13 protein-coding genes are annotated in these 13,019 nt (G+C 69.9%); 7 read left to right on the top strand and 6 right to left on the bottom strand.

Annotation, left to right across the window (positions count from 1 at the left end; translation table 11 throughout):
• Nucleotides 1-13: 13 nt before the first annotated feature.
• Nucleotides 14-1,732, bottom strand: coding sequence for a YcaO-like family protein (locus Hbl1158_RS08710; RefSeq protein WP_234296588.1), 1,719 nt, complete (start codon nt 1,730-1,732; stop codon nt 14-16).
• A 78-nt stretch (nt 1,733-1,810) separates the two neighbouring features.
• Nucleotides 1,811-2,629, bottom strand: a complete 819-nt coding sequence (locus tag Hbl1158_RS08705) for a DUF5821 family protein (RefSeq protein WP_234296579.1) — start codon at nt 2,627-2,629, stop codon at nt 1,811-1,813.
• A 150-nt stretch (nt 2,630-2,779) separates the two neighbouring features.
• Between Hbl1158_RS08705 and Hbl1158_RS08700 the strand changes: the two genes are divergently transcribed.
• A complete protein-coding gene (locus Hbl1158_RS08700) occupies nt 2,780-2,971 on the top strand; it encodes a hypothetical protein (RefSeq protein ID WP_234296577.1) in 192 nt (63 codons plus the stop codon).
• Nucleotides 2,972-2,989: 18 nt separating this feature from the next.
• Here Hbl1158_RS08700 and Hbl1158_RS08695 read toward each other — a convergent pair whose 3' ends face one another.
• Nucleotides 2,990-5,074, bottom strand: coding sequence for a hypothetical protein (locus Hbl1158_RS08695; protein ID WP_234296575.1), 2,085 nt, complete (start codon nt 5,072-5,074; stop codon nt 2,990-2,992).
• Nucleotides 5,075-5,171: 97 nt separating this feature from the next.
• Between Hbl1158_RS08695 and glyA the strand changes: the two genes are divergently transcribed.
• Together glyA and Hbl1158_RS08685 are read left to right on the top strand one after the other, a co-directional pair.
• Nucleotides 5,172-6,419, top strand: a complete 1,248-nt coding sequence (gene glyA, locus Hbl1158_RS08690; protein ID WP_234296573.1) for a serine hydroxymethyltransferase — start codon at nt 5,172-5,174, stop codon at nt 6,417-6,419.
• Between the two features lie 107 nt (nt 6,420-6,526).
• The gene (locus Hbl1158_RS08685) at nt 6,527-7,411 is read left to right on the top strand and encodes a tetrahydrofolate dehydrogenase/cyclohydrolase catalytic domain-containing protein (protein ID WP_234296571.1); all 885 of its coding nucleotides are present in this window, start codon (nt 6,527-6,529) and stop codon (nt 7,409-7,411) included.
• Nucleotides 7,412-7,441: 30 nt separating this feature from the next.
• Here the strand turns inward: Hbl1158_RS08685 and Hbl1158_RS08680 are convergent, their stop codons facing one another.
• The gene (locus tag Hbl1158_RS08680) at nt 7,442-8,215 is read right to left on the bottom strand and encodes a hypothetical protein (protein ID WP_234296569.1); all 774 of its coding nucleotides are present in this window, start codon (nt 8,213-8,215) and stop codon (nt 7,442-7,444) included.
• Between the two features lie 181 nt (nt 8,216-8,396).
• On the opposite strand from Hbl1158_RS08680, the gene Hbl1158_RS08675 reads away from it, so the two are divergent.
• From Hbl1158_RS08675 to Hbl1158_RS08665, 3 genes are all read left to right on the top strand, one after another.
• Nucleotides 8,397-8,804: a VOC family protein gene (locus Hbl1158_RS08675; protein ID WP_234296568.1), complete on the top strand. Its 408-nt coding sequence runs from the start codon at nt 8,397-8,399 to the stop codon at nt 8,802-8,804.
• Nucleotides 8,805-9,003: 199 nt separating this feature from the next.
• Entirely contained in the window at nt 9,004-9,369 is a 366-nt protein-coding gene (locus tag Hbl1158_RS08670; protein ID WP_234296566.1) for a hypothetical protein, read from the top strand.
• 151 nt (nt 9,370-9,520) lie between these two features.
• Nucleotides 9,521-9,853, top strand: a complete 333-nt coding sequence (locus tag Hbl1158_RS08665; protein ID WP_234296564.1) for a hypothetical protein — start codon at nt 9,521-9,523, stop codon at nt 9,851-9,853.
• Nucleotides 9,854-9,879: 26 nt separating this feature from the next.
• Here the strand turns inward: Hbl1158_RS08665 and Hbl1158_RS08660 are convergent, their stop codons facing one another.
• Nucleotides 9,880-10,374 (bottom strand): FAD synthase, encoded by a 495-nt coding sequence (locus Hbl1158_RS08660; protein ID WP_234296562.1) that lies wholly within the window; start codon nt 10,372-10,374, stop codon nt 9,880-9,882.
• Nucleotides 10,367-10,855 (bottom strand): Mov34/MPN/PAD-1 family protein, encoded by a 489-nt coding sequence (locus Hbl1158_RS08655; protein ID WP_234296560.1) that lies wholly within the window; start codon nt 10,853-10,855, stop codon nt 10,367-10,369. Before Hbl1158_RS08655 ends, Hbl1158_RS08660 begins: the two co-directional genes overlap by 8 nt.
• A 174-nt stretch (nt 10,856-11,029) precedes the next feature.
• Between Hbl1158_RS08655 and Hbl1158_RS08650 the strand changes: the two genes are divergently transcribed.
• Complete coding sequence (locus Hbl1158_RS08650; protein WP_234296543.1) at nt 11,030-12,946, top strand: OB-fold nucleic acid binding domain-containing protein; 1,917 nt, start codon at nt 11,030-11,032, stop codon at nt 12,944-12,946.
• Nucleotides 12,947-13,019: the final 73 nt, after the last annotated feature.

Raw genomic sequence — 13,019 nt, 5'->3', positions numbered from 1 at the left:
AGCCCTCGCGTCGCTACGGAAACGGGTGGTACGCCGTCTCCGGCTCCGGTTCGAACCCCATCGACGCCGAGACGGTCTCCAGCCGGTCGCCGAAGAACGCCTCCCCCGTGAACAGCGGCTGCGCCTCGGGGACGAGGACGCGAACGCCCTCGAAGCCGAGCGCGGCCACGTCGCGCGTCGTGAGCCGGGCGGCGTAGGCGTCGAGGCCGGCGGCGTCGAGCCGATCGACGAGGGCGTCGACCTCGGCGACGCCGGACAGTTCCGCAGCGTCGCCGTCGGTGACGTCCGCCGCCGACAACGTCACGTCGGGGGAGACGAACTCCCGGACTCGCTCGGGGAACTCGGCGTACGCGCCGATGGCTCCCTCCTCTCCGGCGGCCTGCTCGGGCCCCATCGCGCGAAGCTCCATCCAGTTCTGCAGCGCTTCCGCGAGCGCGTCAGTCGCCGCGGCGGCGGCGTCGAGGTCCGCGGCCGACCCCATGGCGAAGCGCGGCCACTCGCCGGACTCGGGGTCGCGGTGGACGGCGACGCCGACGACGGGCACGTCCACGTCCTGCGTGAGCAACAGGGGAGTCGCTGTGAGGTCCTCGGCGGCGGCGCGCCGTCGCAGCGCCGCGAACCGCTCGTCGTCGACCGACAGCCCCATCGGCTCGAACGTCGAGTACCACGACAGCATCGTCGCGTCCCGCTCGACCGTCTCGTACAGCCCCGACAGCACGGCCTCGGCCGTCGAGTTCCCCAGGCCGAGCCCGGTCGTGATCGCGGGGGCGAACCGCTCGGCCGGGGGCGGGAACAGGACGAACTCCGCCGGCAGCGACGCCGACTCGCTCGACCGGAGGTCGATCCCGTCCACCCACGGGATCCGCTCGTCCGGGTCGGGCGTCTCCGCGTCCGGCGGTCGGACGAACCGGTCGACCGGAACGGCGTCGATGACGCCTTCCGTGGGAGCCGACCGAAGCGCCGAGGCCCGGTAGACGCCGGCGCAGTACCGCTCCAACGCCTCCCCGATCGCCTTCGCGTACCCCTCGTCCCAGTCCGCGGCGACGCCCGCGGCGAACTCCGCGCACCTGGCGTCGGCGAACGCCGCGGTGTCGGTCGTCCGGGCGATGTAGTACGGCACCGGGAACGACTCCCGCTCGCCCACCTCGGTCACGATCCCGACCCGGTCGTCGACCGCGCGGTCCATCCGGTCGACCGCGTCGTCGAGGTCGACGGGGGAGTCGGTCTCGCGCAGTTCCAGTCCCGCCGGCTCCCCCGTGCAGTCACACCCCGGAGATGGGAGGAACCGACGCTCGGGGCCGTCGACCTCGGTGACCGTCCCGGCGACCGCCTCGCCCGAGAGGTGTCGGATGGCCCGTCGACCGGCGAGCGCGCCGGCGAAGCGAACCGCGCTTCGGGTCCCCTGTGGCGGGGCGTCGCCGGCGGGGACGTTCGCGTTCACTCGATCGCGCAGGCAGTCGTAACAGCCCGAGTCCGCGGAGAATGCGGTGACCGCGGCGTCGACCCCGTCGATCGCTCGGCCGCCGATGCCGCCGATCTCGACGGCGACCCAGTCGTCGACGAGCCGCGTCGCCGTCCGAAAGGCGTCGTCGCCGGTCGTTCCGACGACGACCGCGAGGTCGAAGCCGTCGAGCAGGCTCGCCTCGACCGGCATCACGTTCGCCTCGATGTCGGCCAGGGCCTCGCTGGCGGCCGCCGCCGCTGGGTCGGGACCGACGATGGCGATGTCCATGCGCCGCTGGTGGGGTGATTCGTACAAAAAGGTGGTCGCTTCCGGCGGTTCGCGTTCGGCCGCCCGCCGACGCCTGTCTCAGTTCAGCATTCGGTGGGCGACGCTCGCGAGCTCGCCGCTGTCGGCGTCGCGCAGGCTGTCGTCGCCGAGCTTCAGGCGCAGCCGCGGGCGACCCACGTCGATGGGCACCTTCTCGGTGTCGATGAGTCCCATCTCCTCGAGGCGGGTCTTGGTGCGCGAGAACGTCGCCTTCGAGGCGATCCCCACGTCCTCGCCCCACTTGCTGATGTCGTACAGCAGCACGTCGTTCTTCGCCGCGACGAGCAGGGAGATCGTCACCTCGTCGAGTCCGTCGCCGTCGCCGCGGGCGGTCTCCAGCGACTCGAGCACGCCGTCGAAGTCCGCGCGGACGGCCTCGCCGATGTCCTCGTCGAGGGTCGTACGGATCCGGGAGATGGCGGGCGTCCGGAGGTTGAACCGCTCCGCGTCGTCGAAGCGCCCGCGGTAGGTCTCGTAGGCGTCGGCGATGAACTCGTCGTCGTCGGCCGACAGCGCCGCCACCTGCTCGTCCGCGGCGACGACCGCGTACAGTTCGTCCTCGCCGACGAGGAGCGTGTTGTCGGCGTCGCCGTCGAGTTCGCGCAGCGCCATCCCGCCGTCGTCGACGAGGTCGGCGGCGTCGGCGGCGACGAGGAAGTCGTCCATCACGTCCTTCAGAAGCCGGTCGTCAGCCAGCACGTTCAGCGCCGGCAGGTCGCCGTCGTAGTCGACGGCGATGTCGACCAGCGACTCGATGACCGTTCCGTTCGGATCGACGACCACGAGGTCGCCGGTCGCCTCGTCGAGTATCGACCGAAGCACGTCCGCCGTGGTTCGCTCCAAGAGGTTCTCGCTCATAGCTACCTACGACTCCGCTCGGTACATATTTAATACTAACGGGAATTCCAAGGAATCAAGCGCTCTGCGACGAGAATACGATGCGAATCAGCGTGTACGGAACGACGATCAGTCGTGTATTTTAATACCTGTGCCGTGTGTACAATGGTCATGGAACGAACATCGTTCCGCAAGCGCATCGCCAGCACGAAACCGGCGGCCGCCGTCTCCCGGCATCCTCGGGCGGTACTGACGCTGTGCATGCTGGTCGTGCTCCTGTTGGCCGGCGACACCGCCGCCGCCGAGTCGACCGACTTCCTCGTGGAACCGGAGGGAACGACGCGGACGAACGACGGGCCCTGACGGGCGCGTCCCCGCTGCTCAGTTCACAACGTCGCGGACCTCGTCGGTCGCGAGCAGCCGGTCCGGCCAGTAGACGCGTCCCTCGACGATGATCGGTCCGTCGGCGTTCTCGACGAGTTCCCGCAGGTCCGCCTCGTCGACGAGGTACTCCTCGCGGGTGCCGGTCAGCGCGAATTGGCCGTCCGTTCGGACGATACACTGGTGCTCGGAGCCGGCCTTGTGCGGGTTCTGTGCGGTGTGGGTGACGCGGTACTCGTCGCCCTCGATCGAGACCTCGATGTCGGCCGGAGCCAGCGCCGTCGACTGGGTGAGTCGGTGGGTCCCGTCGCCGACGACCGCGTAGTCCTTGCCGGTCATGATCTGCCGGCGCGAGTGGTCGAGCGCGCGCTCCATGCAGTAGCCGTTGGTCATGAGTCGGGCGAAGGACGTGCCGACTGTGGCCGCCTGGCTGTCGAGCACCTCGTTGAACGTCACGCCGCCCGCGACGCTGCCCTTTCGCACGAGTTCGACCCCTTCGTGGAACGAGCCGCAGGCGTTGAGGAAGAAGGTCTGCGCGCGAGAGCGGTCGATCTGGTCGACCGAGAGGTAGCCGTCGGCGCACGTGAGCCCGTCCGTCTCGCAGTGGCCGATGTAGTGGACGAAGTCGGTCCGCGACTCGAACACCGACGCCAACTCGTCGACGGTGAGGAACTCCCGGACGGTCACGTCGAGGTCGAGCCGGTCGGCTTTCCGGCGGTAGATCGCGGCGGCGTCGTCGTGTTCGGTCCGCATCTCCCGGTCGTTGACGATGGCCGTGACTCGCGTGGCGTCGACCGACTCGTCGAGGTAGTCGTCCCGGTTCTCGTACGCCTCCGGGAGCGTCTTGTACACGTCGATCGGAACGCCGTCCGCCAGCCAGCCGTGGGTCGTTCCCGGGCCCAGTCTCGGGTCCACGAGGTCGACGCTGGCGGCCTCGGTCGCGCCCCGGTACACGTCGCTGAGCGAGCGACTGAGCCAGCGCTCGTCGTCGAGCGGCGTCGACCGCGGCTCGAACACGTGCGGCAGCCCGTTCACGACGTACGGGAGCGTCCGCACGTGCTCGTAGCTCGGCTCGACGTACAGCGTGTGGTGCCACTCCGGGAACGCGTCGGCGACCGCGTCGAAGTCGGCGTCGAGATACGCCGCCAGCCGGTCGCCGATCGGCGCGCCGTACAGCGCCGACGCGTCGAGCCCGAGTTCGTCGAGCACCCACTCGGTGTCGAGCGGACCGCTGTAGGGACCGGCCGTCCGCACGACGCAGTCGAGGTAGAACGTCCGCTCGGTCAGCGAGGCGACCGCCGCCGCGAAGCCGTCGTCGGTCGGCAGCGACCGCGACACTCCCGGGGCGGTCACCCGCGGGTCGGTGTCGGCCTCGACTCGGACGGTCGCGTCGAGGTAGGTCGCGAGCGGCGCGACCGGCAGCAGTCGATCCAGCGACGGCGGAACGACGACCTCGACGTTCGATTCGGGTCGCTCGGCCACCTCGTCGGGGAACCGTCGCTCCTCGCCGAACTCGATCAGCGGGGGATGCCCCCGCATCGAGGGGAACGACCGATCGGCGGTCGTCGTTCGGTTTCCGGCGGACAGCGCCGAGAGCGCCGCGGCGACCCCCTCGGGCGAGCGCTCGACGGTGACGGTCGCCGCGTCCGACTGCACCGACGACGTGAAGCCGACGGCGACGCTCGCGGGCTCGGGAAACGAGAGCCGCGCGGACTCGTAGCCGCGCAGCGTCAGCTCGCAGGCACCCTCGAAGGCGACGTACACCAGCGGGTTTCCGTTGAGCCGGACGACGTACGTGGCCGCCGGAAGCGACGTGTGCGTCCGATGTGGACCCACGTCGTACGTCTCGCCGGTGTCGATGTCGGTCGCGATGAGGTAGTAGGGCGGGAACTCCAGGGCGGCGGTCCTCCCCGTGACGATCGTGTCGGGGCGGCGGACGGCGTTCACGTCGAGGTCCGCGAGGGCGTCGGGAAGCGACGGTGGGGTGGACGCGCCGCTGTCCTCCCAGTCCTCGGTTCGGACCGTGATCGAGTGCTTTGCGGCGTCGACCGCGCGCAGCCCGTCCTCGACAGGCTCCACCCTCATCAACTGGCCGTACTCCGACGTGGCAACATTTAGCCCTATCGGCGTCGCCCCGCGGCGGTACGGGTGGCTTTTTGTCCTCGCTGACCCCAGTCTCGGTATGGAGTATCCGGAGGTACGCGAGACCGACCCCGCCGTCGCCGACGCGCTCGCGGGCGAGGTGCAGCGACAGGAGGACACGCTGGCGATGATCGCCTCGGAGAACCACGTCTCCGAGGCGGTGCTGGAGGCGCAGGGGAGCGCCCTGACGAACAAGTACGCCGAGGGCTATCCCGGCGCGCGCTACTACGCCGGCTGCGAGTACGCCGACGCGGTCGAGGAGCTCGCCATCGAACGTGCCGAGGAGCTGTGGGGAGCTGAACACGTCAACGTCCAGCCGCACTCCGGCACGCAGGCGAACATGGCGGTCTACCTCGCGGTCCTCGATCCGGGCGACAGGATCCTCTCGCTGGAACTCGAACACGGCGGTCACCTGAGCCACGGCCATCCGGCGAACTTCACCGGCCAGCTGTTCGAGGTCGAGCAGTACGGCGTCGATCCCGAGACGGGCTACATCGACTACGAGGCGCTCGCCGAACAGGCCGACGAGTTTGACCCCGACATCATCGTCTCGGGCTACTCCGCGTACCCGCGGGAGGTCGAGTGGGAGCGCATCCAGACGGTCGCGGACGCGGTCGACGCCTACCACCTCTCGGACATCGCCCACATCACCGGCCTCGTCGCCGCCGGCGTCCACGACTCGCCCGTCGGCGTCGCCGACTTCGTCACGGGCTCGACCCACAAGACGATCCGCGCGGGTCGCGGCGGCATCGTCATATGCGACGAGGAACACGCCGACGATGTCGACGCCGCCGTCTTCCCCGGCGGACAGGGCGGCCCCCTGATGCACAACATCGCGGGCAAGGCCGTCGGCTTCGGCGAGGCGTTGGAGCCGGAGTTCGAGGACTACGCTCAGCAGGTCGTCGCCAACGCCGAGGCGCTGGCGGAGTCGTTCGCCGACAACGGCTTCGAGATCGTCTCCGGCGGCACCGACACCCACCTCGTGCTCGTCGACCTGCGGGAGTCGCATCCGGACACCTCCGGCGGCGACGCCGAGGAGGCCCTCGCGGACGCTGGAATCGTCCTCAACGCGAACACCGTTCCCGGCGAAACGCGTTCGCCGTTCGACCCCTCGGGCATTCGCGCCGGGACGCCCGCGCTCACCACCCGCGGCTTCGACGAGGCCGACTGCCGCGAGGTGGGCGACCTCATCCACCGGGTCGTGGACAACGTCGACGACGAGAGCGTTATCGCGGCAGTCCGCGAGCGCGTCGGCGAACTCACCGACGAAAACCCGCTGTACCGGTAAGTCGCGCTGCGCGGTCCGATCCACGTTCTCGATCATTCAGTCGTATTTTATCCTTCTGTTGTGCACGAACCCGAGGATACTTACGCCTCGCCGCCGGTCCATCGAGCATGACCGATATCGACGGCACCGCCGTCGCCGCCGAGATCCGAGACGGCGTCGCCGACTGCGTGGAAACGCTGCAGGCGGAGGGAATCGACCCCGCGCTGGCGACCGTACTGATGAGCGACGACCCCGCCAGCGAGACGTACGTCTCGATGAAGCAGAACGACTGCGAGGAGGTCGGGATGCGGGGGATCCACGTGGACGTGGACAACGACGCGCCCGCCGAGGAACTGTACGACACGATCGACGAGCTGAACGCCGACGACGAGGTCCACGGCATCCTCGTTCAGATGCCAGTCGTCGACCAGGTCGACACCCGACGCGTCCTGCGCTCGGTCGACCCCGCGAAGGACGTGGATGGCTTTCACCCGGAGAACGTCGGCCGCCTCGTCGCCGGCAACCCCCGGTTCAAGCCCTGCACCCCCCACGGCATCCAGCGCCTGCTCGCGGCCGCCGACGTCGACCCCGAGGGGACGGAGGCGGTCGTCGTCGGTCGCTCCGACATCGTCGGCAAGCCGATGGCGAACCTCCTGTTCGGTCGCGGCTCGGGCGGCAACGCCACCACCACGGTCTGTCACTCGCGGACCGACGACCTCGCGAGCCACACCCGCCGCGCGGACATCGTCGTCGCCGCCGCGGGCGTGCCCGAGATGATCACCGCCGACATGGTGAGCGAGGGCGCGACCGTCATCGACGTGGGGATCAACCGCGTCGAGCGCGACGGCGAGTCGACCCTCGTCGGCGATGTCGACTACGACGGGGTCGCGGACAAGGCGGACGCGATCACGCCGGTCCCCGGCGGCGTCGGCCCGATGACGCGCGCGATGCTGCTGTACAACACGGTCAAGGCGGCGAGCGAGCAGCACGACGTGGCCGTCGAACTTCCCTGAGTCGGCGGGAGGGCGGACCCGATCCCGGTTCTACTCTATCCGATCGAGTCGCTCGCGAGCGCTCGCCAGCGCCTCTGCGTCGCCGGCGATGAGGTATCGACCCAACTCGCCGGCGGCGGCGACGAGGGCGTCCGCCTCCGCGGGCACTACGTCGCCCCCCAGCGCGTCGATCCGCTTCGCGCGGTCGCGGATCGCGCCGAGCGTCCGACTCGCTTCCGGGTCCGGGTGAGTCTCGAGATACGTCACTACGTCCGTGCGGTACTCCAGTACTGCCTCGCTGGCCGCGAGCCCGCGCGCCTCGTGCATTCGAGGCGGCACCTCGTCGGTGTCGGGACGCTCGCCGGTGTCGGCCGCGCGGAGCAGGCTCGTGAGGTACCACTCCTCGTCGTCGGTGACGCCCGGAGTGGTCCCTTCGAGGCCGCCCTCACTAACGGTCGCGTCCGCCCGACCGCCGCCGGGATCGGCGAGTCGACCGTACACGTCGGCCGCGTGGCGGAGTTCGGCGGCCGCGAGGTAGGCGTCGTCCAGCGGCGCGAGGTCGCCGCCGCGGATGAACCCGCGCTTCCGGAGGTACGACCGGCACCCGGTCTTGATCTCGTCGACGAGGTCGTCGAGCGGCGTGTCGTCGAGTCGGGCCAACACCGCGGTCAGGTCCAACTCCGCCGGCGCGTCGGTGTGTTCGCGACGCTCCCCCGTGCCGACGCTCCGGAGGCTCCCGCACTCCGGGCACTCGACGCTCCCCGTCTCGAAGTACGACCACCGGGTGCCGCACTCGGTGCACTCGCGCTCCCCGCGGACTTCCATGTCACGCCCTACCGGCGGTACGGTGAAAAGCGCCTCGTCGCCGGGGCGTCGCGGTCGCGGGTCCGGGTCGCGATCGGGCGTCGCGGGTCGTGGTCGGAAGCCGCGGTCGCGGCTCCTGTCGCCGCCGATTCCCGTCCGTCCCGCCGGCAACGCCTTGGTCCCGGAGACCGATGCCCCGGTCGTGACACCGAATTCGTTCTTCCACGTGGCGCTGAAAGCGAACGACTTGGACGCCACGGCGGCGTTCTACGCGGATGCGTTCGACGGGACGATCATCGAGCGGGGCAGCGCTGACGACGGGGAGGGCGCGACCGCCGTCGAGCACGTCGCTCTGGAGGTGGCAGACAAGCGGGTGTACGTCTTCGATCGCGCCCCCTACGAGGCGACCGGCGACGTGGAGCCGATGCCGACGGGGGTGCTCCACTTCGGATTCGTCGTCGACGACGTGGTCGCCGCTCGCGAGGCGATCGACGCCGACCACCCGGGCGTCGACTGGGTGATGGGCCCCGACCGCTTCGGCGACCTCCGGATCGCGTTCCTGCTCGACCCCGACGGCACCATCGTCGAACTCATCGAACACGTCGAGTGACGCCGGCGGACTTATACCGGGTGCGTCGCAAGGGTTGGCTGCATGTCGGCACCACCGACGCGCGAGGATAGGTCAAGTCGCCGCGAGGCGGCTGGCCGCGAAATTCGACGGTAGCGACGCTTCTCACGACGACCGTCCGACGGTATCGGCGACCGCCGACGGCGAACGGCTGACGATCTCCCTCGAGGGCGACGAGCGCGTGCTCTCTCGCGAGGCGGCGATAGCGCTCCGAGACGGACTCGCGGACGCGCTCACCGAGTGCCGGGAGTTCCTCCACACAGCAGGCGAACACCGTCCCGACGGGAGCTACGTGGTCGAACGGCGCGCTGCGGACTCAGCCGGGCACAGCAAGGTGTTCAAGCGATTCGCCGCGCTCCGACGGTTGTACGACCGACTCCCGCGGGAGTTCGACGCCGAGACGGTCGGCCGGAACGGCCTCACGGGCGGCCGGCGGCACCTGCTCGTCAGGCACCTCACCGAGCACCCCGCCTTCGACTGTGAACTCGTCTCTCGCCAGCCACTCACGGCTCGAAAGAGAGCGCCGACGAACGCGGAGGTGGAGTGAACGGGTACTCCCTCGGTGATCGGCCGGATCCGGGTGCCCCGAACACGCTCGTCGCCCCGGCACATTTTTATAACATCCGTGACAGGACACGACTCGTGCCCGTCTCCATCGCCGTGCCCGTCTCGGCGCGGTACTCGGACGTGATCTCACCGTGACCGGCGCGTCCCCGACCGCGGCCGTGATCACGGTCCTGCTGGCGCTGGCGGGAGCGGGCGTCGCGTTCGCCGCCGGGATCGGGCTGGTCGCCGTCCACGTCCGCGTCGGCGACGACGACGAGCGGTCGGCCGCGGCGACGCGAACCGCCTTCGGCGTCTGGGCCGTCGGCGCTGTGTTGCTCGCGGCCGGCACCCCGGCGGTGCTCCGGTCGACGATCGCGGACGCGCCGACGCTTCGGGTTGCCGCCGTCGTCGCCGTCGCGGTCGGTCTGGTGGCGGTCACCGCCGCGCCGCTGTACCGATGGCGGGCGACGCTGGAGCGCGAGTGAGCGGGTCCCGATCCGCCGATCGCGACTCACCCTCGCTGGGCGAGCAGCCGATCGATGATGTCGCCTGTCGAGAGGAGTTCCCCCTCGTAGCGGGGCTCGCGGCCGTCGGCGCGAGTCACCGCCGCGTCGATCCCCTCGGCCGCGAGCGCGTCGGCGATGGCGTCCTCGTCGTGGTGCTGGTCGAACCCGAGCACGACCACGTCGGGGTCGATCTCCCGGACGGGAACGAAGAAGTCCTCGTGGTGGCCGAGGTGCGCCTCGTCGACCACGTCGAGCGCGGCGACCACGTCGCGGCGCTGGCGGTCGGGGCACACGGGCTTCGGCTTGTGCGTGACGTTCTCGCCGCGGGCGACGATCACGTGAAGCTCGTCACCGCGGGCGGCCGCCTCCGTGAGGTAGTGAATGTGGCCGGGATGGAGGATGTCGAACGTGCCCTGCGCGAGCGCGATTCGCGCTCGGTCCCCCCCGTCGCGGTCCTCGTCGCCGTCGCTGTCGGCGGCGTACCCCGCGTCCTCACTCATCGTACAGCTCCGCGTCGATGTCCGTCTGGTCGAAGTCGAAGAACGCCTCGTCGTCGGGCAGCGCCACGTCGATCACGTCCAGGTCGCGCGGGTCGCCGTCGGAGTCGAACGCCCGCCAGCAGTCGCGCTCGTAGGGCGCGCCGATGATGACGTGCACCTCGCCGGCGTGGAAGGTCGCGAGGTCGGCGTCGGAGGGACGAAGCACCCCGTTCGGGTGCGAGTGGATCGACCCGACCGCACGCGAGGAGTTCGGTTTCATGTGTTCTCGCACGGTCGCTGACTCCGGCGTCGACGTTGTGCCGGGGATGACGAGCACGTCGGTGATGACCTGCCCTCTGCGGTCGAGGCCCAGGTCCCGGGCGTCGGTCGCGCGGAGGAACCCCATGTACTCGTTCGGGTGGGTGTCCCGAGAGGCCTCCAGCGCGAACGTCAGCGTCTCGGCGGCGATGCCGAGCAGCTCGCTCGACCGGAACAGTCGCATTGGATGCGTTGGGGTCGGACGACAACTAAGCGTGTCGATGCGGGTCACCGACGGGGAGCTCTCTCCCCCTCGTCCACCGAGCGACACCCCTCGAATCGCGCCGCCGTGCGCGCCCGTCTCACGGACTGGATCGATACTACAACCCTTAACACCCGCCGTCACCCACGACGAGATATGACTGATTCCGCCGCCGGAGATTCCGGCGCGAACGGGGCGGGGGATTCCCGCCCTGCCGTCCACGACCTCGACGACGCGTGCACGCTGACCGACGTGGAGGTCGGCGCGCGCTACCGTGCGGTCGTCAACGGCGTCGTCGACTACGGCGTCTTCGTCGACGTCTCCGAGCACGTCTCGGGACTGCTTCACGAGTCGAACCTCGACGGCGAGACGTTCGCGGTCGGCGACGAACTGGTCGTCCTGCTGGAGGAACTGAAGGACAACGGCGACGTGTCGTTCGACCTCGCCGACGTGAGTCTCGACGAGGCCGACCTGCTCTCCGTCGAGCACGACCCCGAGATCACCCTCGTCTCCGAGGCGTCGGTCGGCTCGGACGTGACCGTCGAGGGGGAGATCGTCCAGATCAAACAGACGGGCGGTCCGACGATCTTCCACGTCGCCGACGAGTCCGGCGTGCTCGCGGCCGCCGCCTTCGAGGAGGCGGGGGTTCGCGCGTACCCCGAGGTGGAGATCGGCGACGTGGTCCGTATCTCCGGCAGCGTCGAAAAACACGAGGGAGCAACGCAGCTCGAGGTCGCCGACATCGACGCGCTGGACGGCGACACGGCCGACGCAGCACGCGAACGCCTCGACGAGGCGCTGAGCGAGCGCGCCGAGCCGGAGGCCGTCGACCCGCTCGTGGGCTGGGACGCCTTCGAGAAGCTTCGGCCGGAACTCGAGGACCTCGCGCGAACGCTGCGACGGACTGTGCTCGAGGGGCGGCCCATCCGCATCCGCCACCACGCCGACGGCGACGGGATGTGCGCGGCGATCCCGGTCCAGTTGGCCCTGGAGAACTACATCGAATCGGTTCACGAGGGAACCGACGCCGCTCGACACAACCTCAAGCGGCTCCCGAGCAAGGCTCCGTACTACGAGATGGAGGACGTGACCCGCGACCTCAGCTTCGCGCTCGAGGGGCGCGCGCGCCACGGACAGAAGCTCCCGTTCCTCCTGATGCTCGACAACGGCTCGACCGAGGAGGACGTGCCCGCCTACAAGAACCTCGCGCACTACGACGTGCCGATCGCCGTCGTCGACCACCACCACCCGGACCCCGAGGCCGTCGACGACCTCCTCGACCACCACGTCAACCCCTACATCCACGACGAGGACTACCGGATCACGACGGGGATGATGTGCGTCGAGCTCGCGCGCATGATCGACCCCGAGGTGACCGACGAACTACGCCACGTTCCCGCGGTCGCGGGGCTGTCGGACCGGTCGAAGGCCGAGGTGATGGACGAGTACCTCGAGCTCGCGGCCGACGCCGGCTACGACCGCGAGCACATCGAGGACATCGGCGAGGCGCTCGACTACGCCGCCCACTGGCTTCGATACAGCGAGGGCAAGACCCTCGTCGGCGACGCCCTCGACGTGGGTAGCGACGACGAGGCGCGCCACGAGGAGCTCGTGGAGTTCCTCTCGTCGCGCGCGGCCGCCGACGTGGAAGAACAGCTCGACGCCGTCGAGCCGCACGTCGAACACGAGCGGCTCGACTCCGACGCCCACCTGTACCGCATCGACCTGGAGAACTTCGCCAAGCGGTTCACCTACCCCGCCCCGGGTAAGACCACCGGCGAACTCCACGACCGCAAGGTGCGCGCGACCGGCGAGCCTGTGATCACCATCGGCTACGGTCCCGACTTCGCTGTGCTTCGCAGCGACGGCGTGCGCCTCGACATCCCGCGGATGGTCACCGAACTGAACGAGGAGGTCGTCGGCGGCGGCGTCTCCGGCGGCGGGCACCTCGTCGTCGGCTCGATCAAGTTCGTCGAGGGTCGCCGCGAGGACGTGATCGACGCGCTCGTCGAGAAGATGGCCGAGGCCGAACTCGACGAGGAGCTGTCGACGACGATCGATCTCGACGACTGACCGCGCCGGCGACGGAACCGCCCCCGCGGTAGCGACCGACGGTCTCGGGGACTCACTCCCGTCGATCACCTTT

The organism is Halobaculum sp. CBA1158, assembly GCF_021431925.1.
Taxonomy (GTDB): Archaea; Halobacteriota; Halobacteria; order Halobacteriales; family Haloferacaceae; genus Halobaculum.
The sequence above is the reverse complement of the archived record's forward strand: the minus strand, read 5'-3'. Positions and strand labels throughout refer to the sequence as shown.